General features: G+C 34.6%; 21 protein-coding genes, 1 other RNA gene and 1 pseudogene. 16 read left to right on the plus strand and 7 right to left on the minus strand.

All coding sequences use genetic code 11. The annotated features are described in order from the left end of the window. Positions 1–135: 135 nt before the first annotated feature. Positions 136–957, minus strand: a pseudogene (locus tag CXF59_RS02085) (UDP-2,3-diacylglucosamine diphosphatase). 189 nt (positions 958–1,146) lie between these two features. Between CXF59_RS02085 and aroC the strand changes: the two are divergent. The 4 genes from aroC (at position 1,147) to CXF59_RS02105 (ending at position 7,413) form a co-directional block, all read left to right on the plus strand. Further along, entirely contained in the window at positions 1,147–2,205 is a 1,059-nt protein-coding gene (gene aroC / locus CXF59_RS02090; protein WP_101136046.1) for a chorismate synthase, read from the plus strand. A gap of 77 nt (positions 2,206–2,282) precedes the next feature. Next, the gene (locus CXF59_RS02095) at positions 2,283–3,563 is read left to right on the plus strand and encodes a dicarboxylate/amino acid:cation symporter (protein ID WP_101136047.1); all 1,281 of its coding nucleotides are present in this window, start codon (positions 2,283–2,285) and stop codon (positions 3,561–3,563) included. An 81-nt stretch (positions 3,564–3,644) separates the two neighbouring features. Then, positions 3,645–4,925: a dicarboxylate/amino acid:cation symporter gene (locus CXF59_RS02100; protein WP_101136048.1), complete on the plus strand. Its 1,281-nt coding sequence runs from the start codon at positions 3,645–3,647 to the stop codon at positions 4,923–4,925. 274 nt (positions 4,926–5,199) lie between these two features. After that, the gene (locus CXF59_RS02105) at positions 5,200–7,413 is read left to right on the plus strand and encodes a response regulator (RefSeq protein WP_198554617.1); all 2,214 of its coding nucleotides are present in this window, start codon (positions 5,200–5,202) and stop codon (positions 7,411–7,413) included. Positions 7,414–7,529: 116 nt separating this feature from the next. On the opposite strand, the gene CXF59_RS02110 is transcribed toward CXF59_RS02105, so the two are convergent. The 3 genes from CXF59_RS02110 to CXF59_RS02120 all read right to left on the minus strand — a co-directional run bounded on the left by CXF59_RS02110 (position 7,530) and on the right by CXF59_RS02120 (position 10,618). After that, positions 7,530–8,006 carry an Hsp20/alpha crystallin family protein gene (locus CXF59_RS02110; RefSeq protein WP_101136050.1) on the minus strand — a complete coding sequence of 159 codons (477 nt, stop codon included), beginning with the start codon at positions 8,004–8,006 and terminating at the stop codon, positions 7,530–7,532. 181 nt (positions 8,007–8,187) lie between these two features. Next, entirely contained in the window at positions 8,188–9,447 is a 1,260-nt protein-coding gene (locus CXF59_RS02115) for a DEAD/DEAH box helicase (protein WP_101136051.1), read from the minus strand. A gap of 133 nt (positions 9,448–9,580) precedes the next feature. After that, positions 9,581–10,618 (minus strand): formimidoylglutamase, encoded by a 1,038-nt coding sequence (locus tag CXF59_RS02120; protein ID WP_101136052.1) that lies wholly within the window; start codon positions 10,616–10,618, stop codon positions 9,581–9,583. Positions 10,619–10,720: 102 nt separating this feature from the next. Here CXF59_RS02120 and CXF59_RS02125 point away from each other — a divergent pair, with 102 nt between their 5' ends. Further along, positions 10,721–11,605 (plus strand): hypothetical protein, encoded by an 885-nt coding sequence (locus CXF59_RS02125; protein ID WP_101136053.1) that lies wholly within the window; start codon positions 10,721–10,723, stop codon positions 11,603–11,605. A 51-nt stretch (positions 11,606–11,656) separates the two neighbouring features. On the opposite strand, the gene hutI is transcribed toward CXF59_RS02125, so the two are convergent. Then, entirely contained in the window at positions 11,657–12,895 is a 1,239-nt protein-coding gene (hutI, locus tag CXF59_RS02130; protein ID WP_101136054.1) for an imidazolonepropionase, read from the minus strand. A gap of 13 nt (positions 12,896–12,908) precedes the next feature. Then, positions 12,909–13,958: a glutaminyl-peptide cyclotransferase gene (locus CXF59_RS02135; protein ID WP_101136055.1), complete on the minus strand. Its 1,050-nt coding sequence runs from the start codon at positions 13,956–13,958 to the stop codon at positions 12,909–12,911. 87 nt (positions 13,959–14,045) lie between these two features. Between CXF59_RS02135 and ffs the strand changes: the two genes are divergently transcribed. The 3 genes from ffs (at position 14,046) to fsa (ending at position 15,854) form a co-directional block, all read left to right on the plus strand. Next, an RNA gene (ffs, locus tag CXF59_RS02140) (signal recognition particle sRNA small type) lies at positions 14,046–14,143 on the plus strand. Positions 14,144–14,254: 111 nt separating this feature from the next. After that, positions 14,255–15,058, plus strand: a complete 804-nt coding sequence (locus tag CXF59_RS02145) for an SDR family oxidoreductase (protein ID WP_101136056.1) — start codon at positions 14,255–14,257, stop codon at positions 15,056–15,058. Positions 15,059–15,197: 139 nt separating this feature from the next. Further along, positions 15,198–15,854, plus strand: coding sequence for a fructose-6-phosphate aldolase (fsa, locus tag CXF59_RS02150; RefSeq protein WP_101136057.1), 657 nt, complete (start codon positions 15,198–15,200; stop codon positions 15,852–15,854). Positions 15,855–15,990: 136 nt separating this feature from the next. Here the strand turns inward: fsa and fahA are convergent, their stop codons facing one another. Beyond that, on the minus strand, positions 15,991–17,274 hold the full coding sequence (gene fahA, locus CXF59_RS02155; RefSeq protein ID WP_101136058.1) for a fumarylacetoacetase: 1,284 nt from the start codon (positions 17,272–17,274) through the stop codon (positions 15,991–15,993). A 106-nt stretch (positions 17,275–17,380) separates the two neighbouring features. Here fahA and glyA point away from each other — a divergent pair, with 106 nt between their 5' ends. From glyA to CXF59_RS02195, 8 genes are all read left to right on the plus strand, one after another. Then, entirely contained in the window at positions 17,381–18,655 is a 1,275-nt protein-coding gene (gene glyA, locus CXF59_RS02160) for a serine hydroxymethyltransferase (protein ID WP_101136059.1), read from the plus strand. A gap of 119 nt (positions 18,656–18,774) precedes the next feature. After that, positions 18,775–19,368 (plus strand): tRNA-(ms[2]io[6]A)-hydroxylase, encoded by a 594-nt coding sequence (locus CXF59_RS02165; protein ID WP_101136060.1) that lies wholly within the window; start codon positions 18,775–18,777, stop codon positions 19,366–19,368. Positions 19,369–19,437: 69 nt separating this feature from the next. Beyond that, the gene (locus CXF59_RS02170) at positions 19,438–19,935 is read left to right on the plus strand and encodes a GNAT family N-acetyltransferase (protein ID WP_101136061.1); all 498 of its coding nucleotides are present in this window, start codon (positions 19,438–19,440) and stop codon (positions 19,933–19,935) included. A gap of 137 nt (positions 19,936–20,072) precedes the next feature. Beyond that, entirely contained in the window at positions 20,073–21,164 is a 1,092-nt protein-coding gene (locus CXF59_RS02175; RefSeq protein ID WP_101136062.1) for an efflux RND transporter periplasmic adaptor subunit, read from the plus strand. After that, positions 21,161–22,417, plus strand: coding sequence for an FtsX-like permease family protein (locus tag CXF59_RS02180; protein WP_101136063.1), 1,257 nt, complete (start codon positions 21,161–21,163; stop codon positions 22,415–22,417). The genes CXF59_RS02175 and CXF59_RS02180 overlap by 4 nt, the downstream gene beginning before the upstream one ends. Before the next feature lie 2 nt (positions 22,418–22,419). After that, positions 22,420–23,100: an ABC transporter ATP-binding protein gene (locus tag CXF59_RS02185; protein ID WP_101136064.1), complete on the plus strand. Its 681-nt coding sequence runs from the start codon at positions 22,420–22,422 to the stop codon at positions 23,098–23,100. A gap of 255 nt (positions 23,101–23,355) precedes the next feature. Beyond that, complete coding sequence (locus CXF59_RS02190; protein ID WP_101136065.1) at positions 23,356–23,742, plus strand: hypothetical protein; 387 nt, start codon at positions 23,356–23,358, stop codon at positions 23,740–23,742. A 168-nt stretch (positions 23,743–23,910) separates the two neighbouring features. Then, positions 23,911–24,993, plus strand: a complete 1,083-nt coding sequence (locus CXF59_RS02195; RefSeq protein WP_101136066.1) for an efflux RND transporter periplasmic adaptor subunit — start codon at positions 23,911–23,913, stop codon at positions 24,991–24,993. Positions 24,994–25,006: the final 13 nt, after the last annotated feature.

The following is a 25,006-nucleotide window of genomic DNA, read 5'->3' on the forward strand; positions in this document are numbered from 1 at the left end:
TGTTAATTGTTTCAAAATTCACACATTAAGGGTTGTTAATTTATGCTTTTTCTATTGACTGCCATTGGTTTTATGTTTTATTTATGGCTATTAAAAATGTGTTAAATTTTAGATATAAAATCAAATGGAGTTAATTTATTTTGAAAAAAATTCGGCTGAAATTAATTGGCTAATCCAATTGTCTTCCATTTCAAAAAGATTTTCTTCTTGAGAAAAATTAGATTCCTGATAGCGGTATAGTTTCCACCTTTTCTTATTGTACTCAAGGGCAGTTAAATTTTCTACCCAATCCCCAGAATTCAAATATAAAACAGACCCATTTTTATTTTTTTTTATGATTTTTATTTCGTGGATATGTCCGCAGATTACATAGTCGTATTTTTTTTCAATAGCTAGTTCCGTGGCGGTTTCTTCAAAATCTGAAATGTGTTTGACTGCTTTTTTTACTCCTGCTTTTATTTTTTTCGAAAAAGAATACGGTTCTTGCCCGATTTTTTATAAACACCAATTAACAAATCGGTTGGAAAGAATTAAATAATCGTACCCCAAACCACCTAATTTTGTGATCTATTTTGCATGATTTACGGAAGCATCAAAAACATCACCATGAAAGATCCATGCTTTTTTGTCATCCATTTCCAATATTAATTTGTCCACTAATTCAATATTGCTCAGATTTAGATCAATAAATTTCCGAAGCATTTCATCGTGATTTCCCTTAATATAATAGATTTTAGTCCCTTTGGAAGCAAGGCTCATTATTTTTTGCATGATTTTCAAATGGGTAGCAGGGGAATATGATTTTCTGAACTGCCATATATCTATGATATCGCCATTTAAAACTAAAACCTGAGGCTTTATTGATGACAAGTATTTATTGAGTTCTATGGAATGACTTCCAAAGGTTCCAAGATGCACATCAGAAATTACAACGATCTCCACTTTTCTTGTTTTCAATTGATTCTAATTTGAAGTTTCACAAATTTAGGCATTGAGTTATGGATTCAGTTTTAAGAAAGTGTTATGAAGTTGTGTTAGCTATTAACTAAACGTAATTTTATTACGCTTATAATTTTGTTATGTAATCCTAATTTTAAATTTTTTACTTTAAGTCATAAAACATATATTTGTTCCAAAATTTTTATAATGGCAGGAAACAGCTACGGAACCCTATTTAGAATAACAACTTTCGGGGAATCTCACGGAGAAGCATTAGGCGGAATCATTGATGGATGTCCTTCAGGAATAGCAATAGATTTAGAGGCAATTCAACTTGAAATGTCCAGAAGAAAACCGGGTCAATCTGCCATAGTTACGCAACGGAAAGAACCGGATGATGTCCAGTTTTTGTCGGGTATTTTTGAAGGAAAAACAACGGGTACACCAATAGGTTTTATCATACCAAATACAAATCAGAAATCAGACGATTACTCTCATATAAAAGATAATTATAGACCTAGTCATGCGGATTATGTTTATGAAAAAAAATACGGAATACGTGATTATCGCGGTGGTGGACGTAGTTCCGCACGAGAAACAGCGAGCAGAGTAGTGGCGGGGGCTATTGCTAAACAAATGTTACCAGGCATTAAAATCAATGCATACGTATCCTCGGTAGGACCTATTTTTCTGGAAAAACCATATCAAGATTTGGATTTTTCTAAAACAGAAAATAATCCTGTACGTTGTCCTGATGAAGAATCAGCAGTGATAATGGAAGAGTACATACGTGAAATTCGTAAGCAGGGAGATACAGTAGGAGGAACGGTTACCTGCGTAATTCAAAATGTGCCCATTGGTCTAGGAGAACCTGTTTTTGACAAGCTGCACGCAGAACTTGGTAAAGCGATGCTTTCTATCAATGCTGTTAAAGGGTTTGAATACGGTAGTGGATTTTGCGGAGCACAAATGAAAGGTAGCGAACATAATGATTTATACAATTCGGACGGAACTACAAAAACAAATCTTTCCGGTGGTATTCAGGGTGGAATCAGCAATGGTATGGATATTTATTTCCGAGTGGCTTTTAAACCGGTAGCTACCATCATGCAGAAACAAGAGTCGTTAGATAATCAAGGTAATATTACAGAAATGACAGGAAAAGGGCGCCATGATCCATGTGTGGTACCTCGAGCAGTGCCTATTATTGAAGCCATGGCGGCAATCGTATTGGCTGATTTTTATTTGATTAACAAAACATATTAATACTAATGCATTGGTAACTTCAATTAAGAAGATACTTTTAATAATTAACCCATCCCCAATAACCTACCGTAAACCAAATGAGTTCTACAGAAATACAAAAGAAGTCAATAACATCAAACTTGACTACACAAATACTGATTGCAATGGTTCTGGGAGCCATTTTAGGAGTTGTAATACACAATTCTATTTCAGCAGAAGCAGCCTTATCCTTCAGTAATAAGGTAAAAATTCTTGCAACAGTTTTTATAAGATTGGTGCAAATGATTATTGCTCCATTAGTATTTACGACACTGGTTGTGGGTATTGCAAAGTTGGGAAATGTTAGTGCAGTGGGTAGAATTGGAGGAAAAGCATTAGGCTGGTTTTTCACAGCCTCTCTTATATCTTTACTGTTAGGAATGTTTTTTGTGAATGTTCTTGAGCCTGGAGTAGGGCTTAATTTATCCAATGTTGATTTGACTTCAGGATCAGAGGTGGTAGCCAAAACACAGAGTATTTCCTTTGAAAATTTTATTGAACATATTGTTCCAAAGAGTATTTTTGAAGCATTAGCGACTAATGAAATTTTGCAAATTGTTGTTTTTTCCATTTTCTTTGGTTTAGCCGCAGCATCAATTGGAGATTATGTTAAACCCGTGGTCACTGCATTGGATAAAATGTCGCATATCATTTTAAAGATGGTAAATTATGTTATGAATTTTGCACCAATCGGAGTTTTTGGAGCTATTGCGGGTGTTTTTGCCGTTAGGGATTTTCAAGAATTGGCAATTACTTATTTTAAATTTTTCGGTTCGTTTTTAATTGGTATATCATCGCTTTGGGTAGTATTAATACTTGTTGGTTATATTTTCCTTAAAAGCAGGATGACAGTACTGTTAAAGAGAATAGTTAGTCCATTAATTATTGCTTTTGGAACAACAAGTAGTGAAGCGGTTTTCCCAAAATTAACAGAGGAATTAGAGCGTTTTGGTGTAAAAGATAAAATTGTTTCATTTATGCTGCCTTTAGGTTATTCCTTTAATCTGGACGGCAGTATGATGTATATGACTTTTGCCAGTATTTTTATAGCACAGGCATACGGTATTGATTTGGATTTAGGAACCCAAATGACAATGCTATTGGTTTTGATGCTCACAAGTAAAGGAATTGCAGGGGTGCCTAGAGCGAGTTTAGTAGTTGTGGCAGCCACTTGTGGTATGTTTGATATTCCAATTGAAGGAATCGCTTTGATCTTGCCAATAGATCATTTTTGCGATATGTTTAGAAGTGCTACCAATGTTTTAGGGAATGCATTAGCCACTTCGGTGGTAGGTCAATGGGAAGAAAACAATGAAATAGATATAGTTTCTTTAGACTAAATGACACTAAAAACTCCTCAATTTTGAGGAGTTTTTTATTTTTGTATATTTGGCTTTACGGCCAGAATTAAAATTAAAATTATGAAAAAACTTGCGATGCATTGGAAAATCTTAATAGGAATGATATTAGGATTGCTGTTTGGATTATTAATGAAGAATTTAGAACAAAAAGGGATTGTTGTAGACTGGATTAAGCCCTTTGGAACCATTTTTATAAACCTTCTTAAAATGATAGCTGTCCCATTAATAGTGGTTTCATTGATAGTAGGGTTAGCTGATTTAAAAGACATTTCAAAACTTTCAAAACTTGGCGGTAGAACCGTAATATTTTATTTGTGTTCCACCGTAATAGCCGTCACTATTGGTTTAGGGTTGGCCAATCTAATAAAACCAGGTAGGTATATCAATCAAGAGTCAAGGGAGAGTTTAATCCAAAATTTTTCAGTGGATGCCTCTCAAAAAATAGAAATGGCGGCGAGTGCTAAAAAGAATGGCCCTCTTCAACCGCTTATTGATATTGTTCCAGATAATTTTTTCAAAGCTTTGAGTGACAATGGGAGTATGTTACAAGTTATACTTTTCGTAATCCTTCTTGGTATTGGACTTATCTTAGTTGAGGAAAAGAAAGCAAAACCTGTTGTTGACTTTTTTAAAGGCTTGAATGATGTTATTATGAAGATTATTGACATTATAATGCTGTTTTCACCTTACGGTGTTTTTGCTTTGATGGCATCTTTGATGGTTGAAATTCCCGATTTCAGTACGTTAAGAGCTTTAGGAATCTATGGATTGACAGTTGTTTTAGGCTTGTTTATCATGGCTTTTGTATTCTATCCTACTTTGTTACTAATTTTTGCAAAGGTAAATCCAATAAAATTTTTCAAAGCGATTGCGCCTGCTCAATTGTTGGCCTTTTCTACAAGTTCGAGTGCAGCTACTTTGCCGGTGACGATGGAATGCGTAACGGAACATGTTGGAGTTGATGAAGAAGTATCCAGTTTTGTATTACCGTTAGGCGCTACTGTAAATATGGATGGTACAAGTTTATATCAGGCGGTAGCAGCCATTTTTATTGCCCAGGCAATGCTTCCGAATCCTTTAGACTTAAACACTCAATTGATGATTGTGGTGACGGCAACCTTAGCTTCGATAGGGTCTGCAGCAGTTCCTAGCGCCGGTATGGTAATGCTTGTTATCGTTTTAGGTCAAGCTGGAATTCCAGAGGCGGGATTGGCACTTATTTTTGCCATTGACCGACCTTTAGATATGTGTAGGACTGTTGTAAACGTGACCAGTGATTCTACGGTTGCTACCATAGTGGCAAAATCAGTTGGGAAATTAAACCATCCCAAAGATTTTTAGTTTTATCATAATATAGTTTGGATACCGTTTACAGTACAGAATTAGCCGTTCAGTCTCTAGATTTAAGGTAAAACCTCTTGAGTAGAATTTACCCTAGCGGCTTTTTATATTTTTTCAATTTTTTTTCAATTTTAATAAATCTTTTTTACGCAGAGTACTAAACTCCCTTGTAAGATATTTCTTTTTATTACTGTGGATAATTTGTTAATATTTATTTAATTTAAGTGTTGACACTCAATTATATAAATGTATATTTGATTAACAAACGCAATTTATGTCCCATAGTCGAATATTTTTATTTCTTTTTATTTCGTTTAATATGTTTGGTAATGTTCCTATTGCTAAAACTCCGATACCCTCTAGAAAAGCAATTTTGAAGTTAACGGCATTAGCCGCTGATAATTTGTCTGAATCTAAATTCGAACAATCGTTAGCAAACTCTAGACTTGCATTGCATTATGCTATCAACGGTAATGATGATTGTCTTATAGCCGAATCTTATAATACGATTGCTGCAAATTATGAAGAACTGTCTGAAGTCGATAAAGCAATTTATTATTATAAAAAAGGACTTGTTTATGCAAATAAAACTACTAATGACACCATCAAGAATGCGTTAAATAATAATTTAGGTAATATGTATTGTTTTGAAAAAAACGATTTTGACGTAGGAATAAATTATTACAAAAAAGCATTAGAATATAGTACTAATATTGCTAATGCTGGCAGAGTCTATATTACAAATATGAATATTACATGGGCTTATTTTTATAAAGGGAGTTTTGACAAAGGGGAGCCATATTTAGATTTCATAAATAAACATCAAAAAACAGATGGTGATGAAACGACAATTGTGGCAGCAAATATGCTAAATGGGATGTTTTTCACCAATAAATTAAAATTTGATAAAGCAGAGTTGTTTTTTAAAAAAGCAATAGAATTGGGAAAGCAAGACATAGACAAATCTGATTTGTCCTATGCATATGAAGAGTATGCTAAATTATTAATGAAAAAAGGGGATTATAAAAGGGCGTATGAAAATTTGGCTCTTTATAATTCGATCACAAAAACACTTAGAGATTCTAATAAACTTAAAAGAGCGAATATAGTTGGTGTTAATCTCGAATTAGATGAATATAAGAGAAAGGTTGATACAATAGAAAACGAAAAAAACTTACAATTTGTAAGCTTGCAAAAGTCAATAGTTATTGTAGTTTTATTTATTATTGCCATGATTGTGGTATTGCTTTTACTTTATAGTGTTTATAAAAATTACAGCTTCAAGAAGAAAAAAAATGCGGAGCTCATCATTGCAAATGAAGAATTACTTCTTGCAAAAGAGAAAGCGGAAGAAGCGTCCTATTTAAAATCTCAGTTTGTATCAACAATTAGTCATGAATTGCGTACTCCTTTATACGGTGTTGTAGGAATAACAAATATGCTGTTGGATGAGCATAAAGAATTGGCCGACAGTCCTCATTTAAATTCCCTTAAGTTTTCAGCACGATACTTATTGTCGCTTGTTAACGATGTTCTTCAAATCAATAAAATAGAAGAAAATAGAATTATACTAGAAAGTTTAACGTTCAATCTGTCGGATGAAATTAATCTGATTAAGAATTCATTGTCATTCATTGCAAAAAGTCATAACAACCACATTAATGTTATTATCGACCCTACAATTCCAGAATATTTAATCGGAGACAAACTAAGGTTTTCTCAAATTATAATAAACATGGTAAGTAATGCGTTGAAGTTTACCAATAATGGGGAAGTGAATATCAATGCAGAATTGGTAAAAATCGAAAATAAAGCTCATTTTATTGAATTTAATATTCAGGATAACGGAGTGGGTATTGCAGCAGAAGATCAAGAAAAAATATTTGATAAATTTGTTCAGATTGGGAGAAAAGAAATAGATTATCAAGGTACAGGTTTAGGTTTGTCTATTGTAAAACGGTTGTTAGAATTATTTGATAGCACTATTTCGCTAAAGAGTAAAATAGGGGAAGGAACCACCTTCACTTTTACAATAGCATTTGATCACGATCCTATTAAAACTATTGAGCTCATAAATAAGATTCAGGTTGATTTGACCTCCAGTGAAATATTTACTGTACTAGTTGTGGATGACAACAAAATCAATCAGCTAATTACAAAAAAGACTATTGAAAAAAATAATTATAAATGCACGGTGGTTGACTCGGGAATGGACGCTCTTGAACTACTTGAAACTGAAAAATTTGATATTATCCTGATGGATATAAATATGCCGTTGATGAATGGTTTTGAAACTACCAAACGAATACGTCAAAAAGGCATAATCACGCCTGTAATAGCATTAACTGCCTTTGACAAAGAGGAAATTACTGAAGAGGCCCTTTCTGCTGGAATTAATGACATTATCATCAAGCCTTTTGAACCGATCTTATTATTTAAGACTATAAATCAGCTTTTGTATAAAACGGATGAGACTGTTATAGTTTAAAAGTTACTCTGCAAATATTTAAAAAAAAAGCAATCGCGAAATCATAACAAACTAATTTTAGCTTAAATGACTTTACGATCACTTTATAATTAAAAGAATTTCAAAGAAACCCTTCCTTATTTAATAGTAATAGTTTTTGCTGTTTTTTTCTTGCCACCTTCTTTTTTGGCAATATCAACATGCAGTATGCCGTCTTTGTAATTGGCACTGATGTGGTTTTCATCGGTATAATCCGGAAGATTAAAAGATCTGGAAAAGGATTGATAACTAAACTCTTTTCGATAGTAATTCTCGTTATTTCTTGTCTCTTCTTTCTCTTCTTCTTTTTCTGAAGAAATAGTTAGCATTTTGTTGTCTAATTCAATGTTAAAATCTTCTTTTTTTAGACCGGGAGCCGCTAATTCGATTTCAATTTTTTTGTCTGTCTCTTTTAAATTTACAGATGGCAAATTGGTTCCTAATGTAGCGAAATTTGGACCAGTCATTTCCATAAGATCTCTAGATAAAAAATCATCAAAAAATGTATTCATTGTTGGTGATAAACTAGTGCGCGTTAACGGAACAGATCCGTTTCTCTTTACTAATGCTTCCATAATTGTTGTGTTTTAAATGATTATTAATTACTATTAAAATTAGATAATAAAATATAATTTATCAATTTACTTAATCATTATAACATTTAATTAACTAGTAAGCAAGTAGTTACGTAATAAAAAAAATACCTTCCCCATGTTGGGAAAGGTATTTCTTACTGTTAATTAATAAAAAAACTGGTTAGTACCAGCGTTTTTTATTTTGCTTTGAGGCGTCTGACTTTCTGGATTTATGAGCTCCGGCACTTCTATTTGAATTTTTTGGTTTTGTAGATCCACCGGATGCTGTTTCCGGACTTCCAGAGTGCCATGGATAAGGATGGTCACTAACTATCTTCACATCAACTTTAATTAATTTCTGGATATCTTTCCAATACGCATGCTCATCTTTGCTACAAAAGGATATAGCGACACCACCATTTCCGGCGCGTCCTGTTCTTCCTATTCTATGAACGTATGTTTCAGGAATATTTGGCAAATCAAAGTTAATAACGAAAGGCAATTGATCAATATCAATTCCACGTGCCGCAATATCAGTAGCCACTAAAACGCCAACTTCTTTATTCTTGAAAGCTTCTAACACACGTTGTCTCGCATTTTGAGATTTATCGCCATGAATAGCCTCAGCTGCAATACCGTTTTTACGTAATGCTTTTACAACATTATCTGCGCCATGCTTCGTTCTTGAGAAAACTAAAACATCGGATAGATCTTGATTTTTAATTAAATGGTATAACAAGTTTCGTTTTTCTGTTTTTTCAACAAAATAGACATGTTGTTCTACATTTTCAGCTGTGGATGAAACAGGAGAAACGGTTACTGTTTCGGGGTTTGTTAAAAACATCTCAGCCAGTTCGCGAATAGCAATTGGCATTGTTGCAGAGAAAAATAATGTTTGTCTATTTTTAGGAGTAAGCTTAACGATTTTTTTTACATCGTTTACAAATCCCATGTCAAGCATTTGATCTGCTTCATCAAGTACCAATGCGTGCAAATGATCTAAGTCAATAAAACCTTGTTTGTGTAAATCAAGTAATCTTCCTGGAGTTGCGATTAAAATATCAACACCGTTTCTTAGAGCATCAACTTGTGGGTTTTGTGAAACACCTCCAAAAATGGTAAGTTGAGTCAGATTTGTGTATTTACCATAAGTGTCAAAACTTTGGCCAATTTGTACTGCAAGTTCCCGTGTTGGGGTAACCACTAACGCACGAATTTGTTTGGCTTTCTTTGATGAGCCTACAATACGATGCAATTGGTGTATAATTGGGATAGCAAATGCTGCTGTTTTTCCAGTTCCGGTTTGTGCACAACCAATTAAATCTTTTCCTGCTAATACTAGTGGAATAGATTGTTCTTGAATGGGAGTGGGGTTAGTATAGCCTAGTTCATATACGGCTCTTTGTATACTTTTTGAAAGTGATAAATCTTCGAATAACATATTTTTGAAATTAAATATCCTGTATTAAGTACAAGGATAGTTTTTGCAAAGATAGTATTATTATTTTTGATGCTTATTTATTACTCGTTTTCATGTAGATTTACACTCGTTTTGAACGACCTTATGAGGTTAATCAAATGTTGTTGTTATTGGCTTTTATAAAATCAGTCACCAAGTAACCAATTAGTTTACCTATCAAATGAGTATTTTTTTCTTCTCCTAATTCAGGTGCGCCTTCACATATATGTATATAGGCTGCATTTTTGTTTTTACCAAAAAAAGAAATAAACTGCCTGAGTTGTTCTACTGAGAAACCACTCAATGTCATGGCGCTACTCGCAATATTTGGAATGGCATCTAAATCAATTTCAATTCCGAAAAAATCAGTTTTTATAAATTCAAGGGCATTAACCATTTCTTGGTTAAAGTCTTTTTCCTTTCTGATAGCGAGGCTGTCATAAGTGTTGTATCGTACTCGGTCCTCTGTTTTTTTGATCATGTCTAAAACACTTTTAGAGGTGTAGTTTTCGTGTAATCCAAAAATAAAATATTTTTTAAGAAAGCCTTCTTCGTAAGCGTATGAAAAACCATTTCCGCTGTGTCGTCCCTCCAGGATTCTAAAGTCAGAATGAGCGTCAAAATTGATTGCATTTACCGGTTTTCCTTTTGCAAGGGCAGTACCTTTTATATTACCGTAGGAATTATTGTGACCACCACCAATTATGATTGGAGTTTTACCAGATTTGATTATATTAAAAATAATATGAGAAACATCTTTGTCAATCTTTTCAACTAATTGACTTAATTTGGAGCGGTCATCGATATCATGAAAATTTAAATGTTCCACTTCTTTCATTTCTTCAGAAACATTAACTTGGCCTAGGACAATAAGTTGGCTCCCTTTACAAAAACGGTTATGCTGTATGTTGGCAATATTTTTAATAGCTGTGTCCCATGCCGAGGCTGCTCCCGGTCTCCCAAAATTGGCTCTTATGCCTATGTCTTCGGGGATACCTAATAGAACATACTTAGCTTCAGTGGTTTGTAGAAATGCAATGGGATCCTCTCCTTTTGGTATTGTAATCATTTTCTCGCCAAATTTTATTTCACCACTTCTATGGTTGGTAATTTTGGCAAGGTCATTTATTGTAAAAGGTATAAGCTTCTCCATAAAAAAAAAATAATATTTTTTCAAAAATACTATAATTGTTGTAACTTACGTTAGTACTTCAATATATATTGTTAAATTTGAAAAAAAAATAAAATATTAAAGATGGAAAATCAAAAAAGTAGTTCAAGTCTGAAGGCAGTTATCGCTGTATTAGCGGTTTTATTAGTGGGAAGCTTAATTTATATATTTAAGGTTACTTCTGATGTGAAAACGGTGCAAACAGAATTGAAAAGTACGATGACTGATAAAGAACTAGTCATGAAAGATTTACAAGAATTAAAAACGACTTATGATGCAGCAATTTCTGAAAATACTTCCATGTCTGATGAGTTGATTCAAGAAAGAGACAAAGTTGTTAGTTTAATGGCTGATTTAAATAAGTCTAAAGGGGATGTAGCTTCAATGGCTAAATACAAAAAGCAATTTTTTGCACTTCAAAACAACATGAAAGCTTTAATGGCCGAAAATGAAGGTTTAAAAAAGGAAAACACAACCTTAACTACACAACGTGATAGTACGGTAATTGTACTTGGAGTATCTAAAAAATACAATGAGGTTTTAGTTGGTCAAAATGAAGAATTAGCAAAAACGGTAGAAAAAGCTTCAAAATTAACTGTTTTGAATATGAAAGGTTCGGCATTTAAAGTAAGAAATTCAGGAAAGCAAATCGAAACGGACAAAGCTAGCAGAGCAGATATGCTTAAAGTTAGTTTTACAATTGCTGCAAATCAAGTTGCAAAGTCAGGAGATAAAACTTATTATGTTCAAGTTATTGACGGAAAGAATAATGTTTTAGGAGATAAAAAAGCGGTAAGTTTTGGTGATGATACACTGACGTATAGCTTCATGACTACTGTAAAATATGAAAATAAAACAGTTCAGGTTACAGAAAATTTACCTGGTAAAGATTTTGCAAAAGGAACTTACTATGTAAACGTTTTTGATAAAAATGAAATCGTTTCAAAAACTAGTTTTATTTTGAACTAAGTATAAACTTGCATTCAATAAAAAAAGAGGAGCTTAATAGCTCCTCTTTTTTTATGTAATAATTTTTCCTTCAAGAAATACGCTATCTATTAAGTTACTCCCAAAAGCATAAGGCAATTGGTAGTAGGAAGGGATTGGTTTCGTGATAATAAAGTTAGCTTTTTTACCAATAGTTATGCTTCCGTGGGTATCCGAAATTCCCATTGCATATGCTCCGTTGATGGTGGCGGCGTTAATGGCTTCCTCAGGAGTCATTTTCATTTTAATGCAGGCAGTTGCCACAACAAAATTCATATTTCCGGAGGGGGTGGAACCAGGGTTATAATCCGTAGCGAGTGCCAGTGGAAGACCAGCTGAAATCATTTCACGGGCCGGGGTATAAGGAATACTCAAAAAATAAGAGCAGGAAGGTAAGGCTACAGGCATCGTTTCTGTATTTTTTAATGCTTCGATATCTTCTGTTGTCATTACCTCAAGATGATCCACAGATAACGCCTTGTATTTTACCCCTGCTTGAATTCCACCGATGGAATTGAACTGGTTCACATGAATTTTTGGCTTTAGGCCAAAGTGTATTCCGGCTTTCATAATCTCTTCTGTTTCTTCAACAGTAAAATAACCAGTCTCACAAAATACATCTATGAACTGCGCCAGATTATTTTTGGAGATTTCCGGAAGCATATTGTTAATTAGAATCGCTATATAGCCTTTTCGATCTTCTTTGTATTCTAAGGGAATGGCATGGGCGCCTAAAAACGTGGCTTTTATCGATATGGGATAGTTTTGCGCTAGTTGTTTGATGACTCGAAGCATTTTTAATTCTCCGTCTATCGTTAACCCATAACCCGATTTGATTTCGACTGCTCCAGTTCCTAAGCGCATCACTTCTTCTAAACGTTCTTTCGATTGATTGTAGATTTCTTTTTCAGTTGCATCGTTCAGCTTTTTAGCTGAATTTAAGATTCCACCACCGCGATTGGCTATTTCCTCATAGCTGAGTCCGTTGATGCGATCCACGAATTCCTGTTCGCGATTGCCTGCGTAAACAATATGGGTATGACTGTCGCACCATGAGGGCAATATCATTTTTCCTGTGGCGTCGATAGTTTGATCTGCTTTGTTTTTAGGTAAATTATTCATATGACCAAAATCAGCAATCAAATTGTCTTCTATAAACAAGTAGGCGTTTTTGATGGTCGGTAGTATAGCCATTGCAGCACCAGAAACTTTGGCAACTGCTGTTTCTCGTACTTGAAGTAATTCCTTTATATTTATGATTAATGTAGTCAATGTTGTTTTTTATTTATTCAGAAACGGTGATTTCAAATGTTTTATCCCAGTTTTTACCGGTGACAAAAATAGTTCCAGTTTTTGGGTTGTACGCAATCCCATTCAAGACTTCGGCTGTTGTATTTTTGACCATTTTTCTAAGGCCAGAGAGGTCGATAATTCCTTCAACTGCCCCATTTTTCGGATTTACTACTGCGATTGCATCTTTTTGCCAAACATTTGCATAGAATTTACCGTTAATATATTCTAATTCATTGATCGATTTTATTTTAGCTTTACCAGAGTAGACGTTTATATAATCCAGCATTTCTAGATTTTCAGGGTTTGTTGTCCAAATTTTTTCTGTTCCGTCAGATTGGTAAATATTTTTCCCATCATTAGTCATTCCCCATCCTTCAATATCTTTAGTAAAGGCAAAGGTTTTCTCTAATTTTAATGTATTAGCATCATAGATAAAGCCTGTTTTTTCTTGCCATGTTAATTGATACAATTTGTCATTCAGAAAAGTAATTCCTTCGCCAAAATATTTAGAATCAAGATTTACCTGCTTATAGATTTTTCCAGTTTTGTAATCGTATTTTCTGAAATAAGAAGCCCCTTTTTGCCCTGTACTTTCATAAAGAGTGTCTTTGTAAAACTCTAGACCTTCTGTAAATGAAAGCGTATCATGTGGGTGGATATTTACAATTTTATACTTCAATAATTTGGGTTGTACGCTTGATACTAGTTCTACTCTTGCGGTTGCTTCTGAATTTTCACCTTCGTAGAACACCAAGGCTTTTAGGTTTTGGTAACCCAGTTTTTGGTCTTTTAATTCAAAAGTAAGTTTTGCTAGACCATTTGTGACTCCAACCTTAGAATCATTTACATAGTATACGGTGCTATCTACATCTTTAGATTCTAAGTTCAAAATTTCTAAATTTAGTGCTTGCTCAGGGGTGTATTTTGCCGCAAATGTTGAAGTGTTGAAATTAAATATAGTATTTTCTCCTTTTTTTGTACCTCCACAATTAGAAATAGTCATTGCTAATAAAATGACTGATAGTACGTTATAATTTTTCATAGTATGAATTTAGAATATACCAATATACAATGTTATTTTAACGGAGCAAAGCGCTTGCAAAAATATAAAAAGATTGTATATTTGCACCGGCAAGTCCTACACGACCAGCTCCTGCAGACTCCCCCAGGATGGGAACATAGCAAGGGTACGTGGTTGAGCGGTGCGATGTAGGTCGCTTGCCATTTTTTTAATCTGAATTCATTTCAGATTTTCAATATATTTTTAGAGAATTCAAAAAAAAGTAGTCTTCCTTCGGGAGGATTTTTTTATTTTTGGTCAAACCAATAAAAGCAACCATGGGTAAAGTAGTTTTGATTACAGGAGGTTCGTCCGGAATAGGGAAGTCCATTGGAGAGTTTTTACATCATAAAGGCTTTGTTGTTTATGGAACGAGCAGAAACCCGGAACGGGTACTCAACTCTATTTTTCCATTAGTCGCTTTAGATGTTCGTAATTCAGAATCAATTCAAGCTGCTGTTACAAAAATAATCGCCAGTTCGGGTAGATTAGATATTGTTATTAATAATGCAGGTGTCGGAATCACAGGACCAATGGAAGAAATACCTTCAGAAGAGATAAAAAACAACTTTGAGACTAACTTCTTCGGGCCTATTGAAGTGATGAAGGCTGCGTTGCCACAAATGCGTGCACAAAAATCAGGTTTGATTATTAACGTTACTTCTATTGCTGGATATATGGGTTTGCCTTATCGCTCCATTTACTCTGCGTCTAAGGGAGCTTTAGAACTAATAACCGAGGCACTACGTATGGAAGTGAAGTCCTTTGGAATTCACATCACGAATGTTGCTCCGGGTGATTTTGCCACGAATATTGCTTCAGGACGTTATCATGCACCAGTCATAAAGGGCTCTGCTTATGAGGCTTCTTATGGGGAATCATTGCGGACGATGGATGAGCATGTTGATGGCGGTAGTAATCCAAATGAAATGGCAGAAGCAGTTTATAAAATTATTCAGACTAAAGAGCCGAATGTTCATTATAAAGTAGGGGCTTTTATGCAGCAATTTTCGATTGTATTGAAACGAATTCTTCCTGATAAAGTTTATGAAAAAATGCTCATGAACCATTATAAGTTGTAATTTGCATCAAATTAGCGTGAGAGACTGAAGCGGAAATCCTTTTACTTTTTAGGAAAAGATTGTAGTGGAAAGCTCGACCCGAAGTTTTTACTAAGGGGCACACCCAAAATACAAACACACAATTTAACAAACATATATTATGAAGTTTTTTATTGACACGGCTAATTTAGCTCAAATTAAGGAAGCGCAAGCGTTAGGTGTTTTAGACGGAGTTACTACAAATCCATCATTGATGGCTAAAGAGGGAATTACCGGAAAAAACAGCATTTTGAAGCATTATGTTGACATCTGTAATCTTGTTGACGGGGATGTAAGTGCTGAAGTTAATGCGCTTGATTATGACGGAATGATTAAAGAAGGAGAAGAGTTAGCTGATTTGCATGATCAAATTGTCGTGAAATTGCCAATGACCAAAGAAGGTGTTATGGCTGCTAAATACTTTTCTGATAAAGGTGTTAAAACGAATGTAACATTAGTATTTTCTGCAGGTCAAGCTTTATTGGCTGCCAAAGCAGGTGCAACTTATGTTTCTCCATTTATAGGTCGTTTAGATGATATTTCTACGGATGGATTGGCATTGATTGAAGAAATAAGATTGATTTATGATAACTACGGTTACGAAACTCAAATTCTTGCTGCTTCAGTACGTCATACTATGCACATTGTGAACTGTGCTAAAATTGGCGCTGATGTTATGACAGGCCCTCTTTCTGCAATTTACGGATTGTTGAAACACCCATTGACAGATATCGGTTTAGCACAATTTGTTGCTGATTTTGAAAAAGGAAATAAATAAGGTTTGCATATAGAAGATTGAGGTTAGAAGTTTTGCGATTGGCATTACCGTAATCTCTTTCCTTCACATTATATAAAAAGTCCTATTTGCAGCTGCAAATAGGATTTTTCTATGAAATATTAATCTTAGTTGCAAATTACTTTCTTACAAAAGGAGGTAATAACTTAGTGGAAATTTCTCCAAAACCAATTCGTACTTGTCCGTTTTGACAAAATCCTTTCATGATTACAGTATCGTTATCATTTATGAATTTACGTTCTGTTCCGTCACTCATCTTAATAGGGTTTTTTCCTCCCCAAGTCAATTCAAGCATAGAGCCATAACCCTCTGGTGTAGGTCCTGAAATCGTTCCCGATCCCATCATGTCCCCAGAATTTACACGACAACCGTTTGAGGTATGGTGTGTTAATTGTTGGTTCATGGTCCAATACATGTACTTAAAATTAGAGTTGCTTATAACAGTAGGTTGTGCATTTTCCGGTTGTATGGCAGCTTGTAAATGGATATCGAAGGAATGTTTCCCTTTCTGTTGCAAATAAGGAAGCGGACTAGGGTCTTGTTTCGGGCTTGGAACTCTAAAAGGCTCCAGCGCATCCATAGTTACAATCCAAGGTGAAATTGATGATGCAAAACTTTTTGCCAAGAAGGGGCCAAGTGGCACATATTCCCATTTTTGAATGTCTCGAGCGCTCCAGTCATTCAATAAAACCATTCCGAAAATATAGTCTTCCGCCTCGTTGATAGGAATCATTTCCCCCATAACGTTAGCATCAGTAGTAATAAAAGCGGTTTCCAGTTCGAAATCGATTAAACGGGAAGGTCCAAAAACAGGGGTAGTTTCGCCAGCAGGTAATGTTTGACCAATAGGTCTGTGTACCGGAATTCCTGAAGGTATTATGGTAGAACTTCTTCCATGATATCCTACAGGAATATGAAGCCAGTTAGGCAATAAAGCGTTATCCGGGTCACGAAACATTTTTCCTACATTAGTAGCATGTTCTTTGCTGGAATAGAAGTCAGTATAGTCACCGATAAGAACAGGCAACTGCATTTCCACTTCATCCATATTGAAAATAACGATATCTCTATGATTCGCAATGTCCCTTAATTTAGGATTGTTTTCATCGAATATGTCCGCAATACGATTTCTTACTAATCGCCATGTTTTCTTACCGTCTGATATGAAATCATTTAAAGTGTCTTGCATGAACATATCATCAGTCAATTCAATGCCTTCAAAGTAATTTAATTGCTGTAAAGCTCCTAAATCTATAGCGAAATCACCAATTCTAGTACCTACAGTTACTACATTTTCTTTAGTAAGAAAAACTCCGAAAGGAATATTTTGAATTGGAAAATCACTTTTTGCGGGTACTTCTAACCATGATTTTCTTTTGGTATCGTTGGCGGTTATCGACATAATATGTTAATTGTTTTGTTGAAAAATATACTTCAAATATATTATAATCTAACAGTTTCACAAAGGTTTTTTGTATTTTTGCTTCAAATTAACTAAAAACAACGAAATGCAACGCGACAAACAAATTTTCGACCTTATTCTAGAAGAACAAGAAAGACAAATACACGGATTAGAATTAATTGCTTCAGAGAATTTCGCAAGTGATGAGGTAATGGAGGCAGCTGGTTCTGTTTTGACCAACAAATATGCGGAAGGATATCCTGGAAAAAGATACTACGGAGGTTGTGAAGTAGTGGATGTCGTTGAGCAAATTGCAATTGACAGAGCTAAAGAATTATTTGGGGCTGAATATGCCAATGTGCAGCCACATTCAGGTTCACAGGCTAATACAGCCGTTTTCTTTGCTTGCCTGAAGCCAGGAGACAAGATTCTTGGTTTTGACTTGTCCCATGGTGGACACTTAACGCACGGTTCTCCTGTGAATTTTTCAGGGCGTTTGTATACTCCCTCTTTCTACGGTGTTGAGCGTGAAACGGGGCGTTTAGATTATGATAAAATTCAAGAAATTGCGATAAAAGAACAGCCAAAAATGATCATCGCAGGAGCTTCGGCTTATTCCCGTGATATGGATTTTGAACGTTTTAGAGTAATTGCAGATAGTGTTGGTGCTATTTTATTAGCTGATATTTCGCATCCTTCAGGATTAATTGCTAAAGGACTGTTAAATGACCCAATTCCTCATTGTCATATTGTAACGACGACTACCCATAAAACATTGCGTGGACCTCGTGGAGGTTTAATTATGATGGGTAAAGATTTTCCTAATCCATTTGGTTTAACAACTCCTAAAGGAGATATCAGAATGATGTCTTCATTATTGGATTTAGCTGTTTTTCCTGGAAATCAAGGAGGACCTTTAATGCATATCATTGCTGCAAAAGCAGTTGCATTTGGTGAAGCTTTACAAGATGAATTCTTTACGTACGCTTTACAATTGCAAAAAAATGCCAAAGCAATGGCGGAAGCTTTCGTAAAAAGAGGATACGATATCATTTCAGGAGGTACAGACAACCACATGATGTTGATTGATTTAAGAAACAAAGGGATTTCTGGAAAAGAAGCTGAAAATGCATTAGTAAAAGCAGAAATTACTGTAAATAAAAATATGGTTCCATTTGATGATAAGTCACCATTTGTAACTTCCGGTATTCGTGTTGGAACGCCAGCTATTACCACTCGTGGATTAGTTGAGCAAGACATGGACGCGATCGTTGACTTAATCGACAGGGTGATTATGGATCACACAAATGAAGCGGTTATAGAACAAGTCGCTAATGAAGTTAACGAAATGATGAGCGAAAGAGCTATTTTTGTTTTCTAAAATAAAATAAGTGATACCGTTTTTAAAGTCGAAAGTCGAAATTGTAATTTTGACTTTCGGCTTTTTCTTTATTCTTTATTCTTTTCAATTTTTGACTTTTTAACTTTAAGACTATAAAAATGGGTGTATTAAGATTGCAATTGCCAACGGATCCAAGATGGGTAAACATTGTCGAAAAAAACATCGAGGAAATCTTGACGGATCATGCTTGGTGCGAGCAAAAAGCGGCCACTAATGCGATTACTATTATTACTAATAATTCAGAGCATCAAGATTTAGTTCAGGATCTTTTGGCTTTAGCTAAAGAAGAACTGGATCATTTTGAGCAGGTACACAATATCATCATTAAACGCGGCTTGAAATTAGGGCGCGAGCGCAAAGATCACTATGTGAATGAGTTGTATTTGTATATGAAAAAGAGTGGTAATGGTAGCAGAGTTTCCAGTTTAGTGGAAAGGTTGCTCTTTTCGGCGATGATAGAAGCCCGAAGCTGTGAGCGTTTTAAAGTGCTGTCAGAGAATATACAGGATGAAGAATTAGCACTTTTTTATAGAGATTTAATGGAAAGTGAAGCAGGACATTATACTACTTTTATTACGTATGCCCGAAAATATGGAACAGGAATTGATGTCGAAAAACGCTGGAGGGAGTGGATTGAATTTGAAGCTTCTGTCATCGAAAATTATGGTAAAAATGAAACTATTCACGGGTAAACTTTAGTTGTTAACTTTTATTCCACAGTTTTTTATTTCTATTTTCTAACTTTTAACCTTTAACCTCCCATGATTGCAATAAAAGTAGCCAATGCCAATGATGTCAAAACAATTCAAAAAATTGCCAATCAAACATGGCCTGATGTATATGCGGAAATTCTTTCTGCGGCGCAACTAGATTTTATGTTAAAGGCCTTTTATTCTACAGAGGTATTGTTGGATAATATGCTTCATAAAGGCCACCATTTTATTTTAGCTTCTGAGGGAGCTATGTGTCTTGGTTTTGCTTCGTTTCAGCATGATTATTTAGATGATAAAGTCACACGTTTGCATAAAATATATTTACTTCCCGACGCACAAGGAAAAGGGGTAGGTAGGTTATTGATTGATGCTGTCGTAGGTTATGCGGAAGAGAATAATTCAAAGGTGCTATCCTTGAATGTAAATCGATTCAATAAGGCAGTGACCTTTTATCAAAAATTAGGTTTTGAAATTGTGGGAAAAGAAGATATAGAATTGGATCATGGCTATTTAATGGAGGATTATAAGTTAGAAAAAAAAATATAACTCTATCTTCCCCGGTATAATTTGAGCAAAATAGTCAGGTTGTTCTCTTTTAAATTAGGTCTTTATAGATTGATTTTCAGAAAAAAGAGGTAAATTTAAGTGTTTATTCGTCACTTATTCTTATTAAATCGATTTAGATGAAATTTGCAAACTATACTTTATTGGCTGTTTTATTTTTAGTGCTATCCTGTTCGAAAAATAGTGAGGGAATAAAACCTACTGTCGGTGCCGTAACCGAAAGTGTATATGCATCAGGAATAATTAAAGCAGATAATCAGTATACCGTTTACTCCACCGTAAATGGTATTTTACAAAAAATAAAAGTTGCCGCAGGACAATCCATCAGTCAGGGGCAATTGCTTTTTGAACTGGAAAGTGAAAAAGCAGAGTTAAATACCGAAAATGCCAGATTAGCGTACCAGCTAAGTCAAGGAAATAGCCGTTACATCAAAGATAAGATTTCGGAGATGGAGCTGAAAGTTCAAGCGGCAAAGGATAAGCTCAGCCTTGACGAATCCATTTATAACAGAAACCAGAAAATTAGGTCGCTTGAAGGGATCTCAGAAGTTGATTTTGAAGGGGTTGAACTGGCTTTTAAAAGTTCAAAACTCAATTATGAGTCGGCCAAAAAACAATTGGCGCAACTCAAAGCACAATTGAAAAACGACCAAGATCGTAATAGCATCAATCTTAAATACAGCCAAAATACCCAAAGTGATTTTAGTATTAAAAGTGTGTTAGCCGGACAATTGTATGATATCTTGGTTGATGAGGGTACTTTAGTTACTACTCAGAGTCCTCTTGCGATAATCGGGAAGGCAAATTCATTCGTATTAGAGCTTGAAGTGGACGAGAATGATATGGTTCGCGTGGCTTTGGGACAGAAAGCGTTAGTTGCGATGGATAGTTATAAAGGAGAAGTTTTTGAAGCGATTGTCGATAAAATATATCCCATTATGGATGCCCGCTCCCGTACCTTTAAAATTGAAGCGCACTTTCTAAAAGTACCTAAAAAACTATATCCGAACCTAACCGCCGAAGCGAATATAATTATTCAGACAAAAGAAAATACCATCACTATTCCTAAGAGTTATTTAGTGGAAAATGAATATGTTATCGTGAATAATGATGAGAAGAGAAAAGTAAAAACGGGCTTGAGTGATTATCAAAAGGTGGAGGTTTTAGAAGGATTAAAAAAGGATGAAACTATTTATATGCCGAAACAGTGAATTATAAACTGATTTTAAATATCGCTTTTCATTTGCTTAGAGCCCGACTTAAACAAACTATAGTTGCTGCTGTGGGTGTCACCTTTGGTATTGCCATGTTTATCGCTCTAGTCAGCTTTATGAGCGGATTGAATGAAATGCTGGATGGCTTAATGCTTAACAGAACCCCTCATATTCTTTTATATAATGAAGTGAAACCATCAGAAAATCAACCTTTAGCTTTGTCCGCTGACTATAAACAGAACACCAATTTTATTCATTCCATAAAACCAAAAGACAGAGGGAAATCGATATACAACAGCATGTCAATCATTAAAACTTTAAAGCAGGACAAACGCATTATCGATGTAGCGCCAAAAGTGACCGCCTCCGTTTTATTTAACTCAGGAACGATTGAAATTTCAGGTTTTGTAAATGGAATAGATATTATTGCAGAAGATAAACTTTTTAAGATTAGTGATTATGTCAGAGAGGGGAAAGTGACGGATTTAAGTCAGAACAACAGTGTGATTATCGGAAAAGGATTGTCTGACAAAATGTTGCTTTCGAAAGGGGATATTATAAAAATATCCACTTCTAACGGCAATCTGGCGTCCTTAAAAATAGTGGGGATTTCTGAAATTGGAATTGCTGAAATTGACAATGTGATGAGTTATACCTCATTGGCCACAGCCCAAAAATTATTAGGTAAGCCTAAAAACTATATTACTGATATCCAGATTAATCTTTATGATAAAGAATCGGCTGTTGACTTGGCCAAAGAGTTTCATGCGGCTTTCAATTTGGATGCCATGGATTATCAAACTGCTAATTCGCAATTTGAAACGGGAAGCACCGTGCGAAGTATTATTTCTTATTCGGTGGGAATCGTTTTGCTTATTGTTGCCGGCTTTGGAATTTACAACATCTTGAATATGATGATTTATGAAAAAATGGATAGCATTGCCATTCTTAAAGCCACTGGTTTTTCTGGTAATGACGTAAAATGGATTTTTATATCATTGTCGATAATTATTGGTTTGACAGGAGGTGTTTTTGGATTGGTTTTCGGGTATGTTTTCTCTAGTATCATTGATGTTATCCCTTTTGAAACGACTTCTTTGCCAACCATTAAGACGTATCCAATTGATTACAATATCGTGTATTATAGTATCGGCATAACCTTTGCGCTTTTTACGACAATTATTTCAGGTTTGTTTCCAGCTTTAAAAGCAAGTAAAGTAGATCCGGTAGAAATTATTAGAGGGAAGTAGGTATGGAAAATAATAAAGTAATAGAAACCATCGGGTTAACAAAGTATTTTTATAATCCTGTAAAATTTCAGGTAATTAAGAGTATTGATTTGAGCATTAATCATGGCGAGTTTGTTTCTATAGAGGGGCGTTCTGGTTCTGGAAAATCCACCTTGTTGTATTTACTTTCAACGATGGATACGGATTATGAAGGACAACTATTAATCCATGATGAGCTGGTTACGGGACAACCGGATGTAAAACTGGCAAAAATACGGAACGAGAAAATTGGTTTTGTTTTTCAATTTCATTATTTGTTGGCAGAATATGATGTGTTGGGTAACGTGATACTTCCTGGCTTAAAATTAGGGAAGCATTCCAAAGAGGAATTAGAATACCGTGCGATAGGACATTTGAAAACATTGGGTATAGAAAAGCATGCAACAAAAAAAACCAATCAACTGAGCGGCGGTGAGAAGCAGCGCGTCGCGATAGCAAGAGCACTTATAAACGATCCTTTGATCATAATGGGGGATGAGCCCACAGGAAATTTAGATAAAAAAAATGGAGATGTCGTCTTTGACATTTTTAAGACATTAACACAGGAGTTTAACCAGACGATATTAATTGTTACCCATGATATTGATTTTGCCAGTAAAACGGATCGAATAATAACTATGGAAGATGGCAGGATCATTTCTTAGACAAAGGGAGTGCTTTTTCTTTTCTTCACTAATTTAAATATGAAAAAGACCAATATTTAGTACATTTTACGAAATAATATAAAAGATAATAATAAGTAGTTATAGTTAATCAGAATATATGGATTTTTGATGAACAATAGTAATCGATCATTTTTGCAAGGACCCTCTGCAGGGAAAACGATTTCGTAGATACTTCCTTAATAAAATCATAAAATTAATTTTCATTTTTAATCTTTAACTACATTTGATCTCGAAATGAGAGTAGTTATATTTTTTATATTCCTTAGTACTGTCTTCCTTTACGGGGGCGAACATAACTCGGTTAAACGTGCCGATTCTTCCTGTATTCAGTATTCTCTTTCTCAAAATGCAGCTATAAGTCAACAAAAATTTATAGATAATTCAGGCCTTCACAATCAAGTGATAGAAGCTTCTGATTTAGACTTAGTAGAAGAAAGTGATGATACAGATCATACACAAGATAAATTTTTTCCTTTAAAAAATACTCCAACTACTAAGTGGTATTTAACGTTGTCCCGTTTTCTTATTTTAAAAGAAGACTTCAAGGGTGTTAAAAATGTCCAAACGTACTTTGGTTATTCACAACCAATCTACATTATTCAAAGAGTTTTAAGAATTTGATTTTTGCCTCCATCAGTTTATAAAGGCATGATTACTTTGATCTAAAAGAGGAAATATTCTTATTTTTCCAATGGACGTATTCCCAATACGTCTTGTCTGCTGATGTCTTTTTTTACCTTATAAAATTTTTTAAATCCAAACAATCAAGTACTCAATTCATAAACTATCATGAAGAGAATCGCCATTTTATCTGGGCTAATCGCCCTAATAAGCTTAACGAGTTGTAACTCAAAAAAAGAAGAGAAAGAAGTAGCTGAAATATTTTCAGTTACAAATCCAGTTGTAGTTGATACTTCATTTACAAAGGAATATGTCTCACAAATTCGTTCTGTGAAAAACATAGAAATTAGAGCTTTAGAAAAAGGGTTCTTACAAAAAATTTATGTTGATGAAGGTCAATACGTGAAGGCAGGTCAAATATTATTTAAAATATTACCAACGATGTATGAAGCTGAGTATCAAAAGGCGTTAGCCGAGGTAAAAGCTTCAGAAATAGAATTACAAAACACTAAAGTTTTAGTAGATAAAAATGTAGTTTCTAAAAACGAATTGGCTGTAGCCAAAGCTAAGTTAGATCAGGCAAGAGCAGAAATGGCAATGGCTAAATTTCATTTATCTGCAACGGATATTAAAGCGCCATTCTCAGGAACGATAGATAGAATTCCTAAAAAATTAGGTAGCCTTATTGACGAAGGTGAACTACTGACGAGCCTTTCTGACAATAGTGAAATGTATGCTTATTTCAATGTTTCTGAACCAGAATATTTAGATTATGAAACTGATATAAAGAACCGTGCTCAAAACCAAGTAGGTTTACTTTTAGCTAATGGTACTTCATTTAAATACAAAGGAAAAGTAGAGGTGATAGAAAGTGAATTTGATAGCGAAACTGGAAATATAGCTTTTAGATCTCGATTCCCTAATCCTGACAAATTACTCAAAAACGGCGAGACAGGTAAAGTACTAATGACTGTTCCGCTTAAAAATGCTTTAGTAATTGCACAAAAAGCGACTTATGAAATACAGGACAAAAAGTATGTTTTTTTAGTAGATAAAAACTCTATTGTACATTCACAAGAAATTGAAATTAAAGGTGAAATACCTGACCTATATGTTATAAAAAGTGGTATTTCAGCTAGTGATATGATTTTATTAGAAGGTGTTCAAAAGGTAAAAGAGGGCGATAAAATTAAGTGCAAAACAATGGATCCTAAAAGTGTTATTGAGCATTTAAGATTAAAAGCGGAATAAATTAATCATATAA

Origin of the sequence: Flavobacterium sp. ALD4, from assembly GCF_002836475.1 — a bacterium.
GTDB lineage: Bacteria > Bacteroidota > Bacteroidia > Flavobacteriales > Flavobacteriaceae > Flavobacterium.

What these genes read in the sequence shown, in the direction of transcription:
- CXF59_RS02120 (WP_101136052.1), bottom strand. Translation starts at nt 10,618, where the DNA reads ATGGAGAAGCTTATACCTTTTACAATAAATGACCTTGCCAAAATTACC.
- CXF59_RS02195 (WP_101136066.1), top strand. Translation starts at nt 23,911, where the DNA reads ATGAAGAGAATCGCCATTTTATCTGGGCTAATCGCCCTAATAAGCTTA.
- CXF59_RS02135 (WP_101136055.1), bottom strand. Translation starts at nt 13,958, where the DNA reads ATGAAAAATTATAACGTACTATCAGTCATTTTATTAGCAATGACTATT.
- CXF59_RS02185 (WP_101136064.1), top strand. Translation starts at nt 22,420, where the DNA reads ATGGAAAATAATAAAGTAATAGAAACCATCGGGTTAACAAAGTATTTT.
- CXF59_RS02095 (WP_101136047.1), top strand. Translation starts at nt 2,283, where the DNA reads ATGAGTTCTACAGAAATACAAAAGAAGTCAATAACATCAAACTTGACT.
- CXF59_RS02125 (WP_101136053.1), top strand. Translation starts at nt 10,721, where the DNA reads ATGGAAAATCAAAAAAGTAGTTCAAGTCTGAAGGCAGTTATCGCTGTA.
- CXF59_RS02105 (WP_198554617.1), top strand. Translation starts at nt 5,200, where the DNA reads ATGTCCCATAGTCGAATATTTTTATTTCTTTTTATTTCGTTTAATATG.
- CXF59_RS02170 (WP_101136061.1), top strand. Translation starts at nt 19,438, where the DNA reads ATGATTGCAATAAAAGTAGCCAATGCCAATGATGTCAAAACAATTCAA.
- CXF59_RS02115 (WP_101136051.1), bottom strand. Translation starts at nt 9,447, where the DNA reads ATGTTATTCGAAGATTTATCACTTTCAAAAAGTATACAAAGAGCCGTA.
- CXF59_RS02100 (WP_101136048.1), top strand. Translation starts at nt 3,645, where the DNA reads ATGAAAAAACTTGCGATGCATTGGAAAATCTTAATAGGAATGATATTA.
- fsa (WP_101136057.1), top strand. Translation starts at nt 15,198, where the DNA reads ATGAAGTTTTTTATTGACACGGCTAATTTAGCTCAAATTAAGGAAGCG.
- glyA (WP_101136059.1), top strand. Translation starts at nt 17,381, where the DNA reads ATGCAACGCGACAAACAAATTTTCGACCTTATTCTAGAAGAACAAGAA.
- CXF59_RS02175 (WP_101136062.1), top strand. Translation starts at nt 20,073, where the DNA reads ATGAAATTTGCAAACTATACTTTATTGGCTGTTTTATTTTTAGTGCTA.
- aroC (WP_101136046.1), top strand. Translation starts at nt 1,147, where the DNA reads ATGGCAGGAAACAGCTACGGAACCCTATTTAGAATAACAACTTTCGGG.
- CXF59_RS02110 (WP_101136050.1), bottom strand. Translation starts at nt 8,006, where the DNA reads ATGGAAGCATTAGTAAAGAGAAACGGATCTGTTCCGTTAACGCGCACT.
- CXF59_RS02190 (WP_101136065.1), top strand. Translation starts at nt 23,356, where the DNA reads ATGAGAGTAGTTATATTTTTTATATTCCTTAGTACTGTCTTCCTTTAC.
- CXF59_RS02145 (WP_101136056.1), top strand. Translation starts at nt 14,255, where the DNA reads ATGGGTAAAGTAGTTTTGATTACAGGAGGTTCGTCCGGAATAGGGAAG.
- fahA (WP_101136058.1), bottom strand. Translation starts at nt 17,274, where the DNA reads ATGTCGATAACCGCCAACGATACCAAAAGAAAATCATGGTTAGAAGTA.
- CXF59_RS02165 (WP_101136060.1), top strand. Translation starts at nt 18,775, where the DNA reads ATGGGTGTATTAAGATTGCAATTGCCAACGGATCCAAGATGGGTAAAC.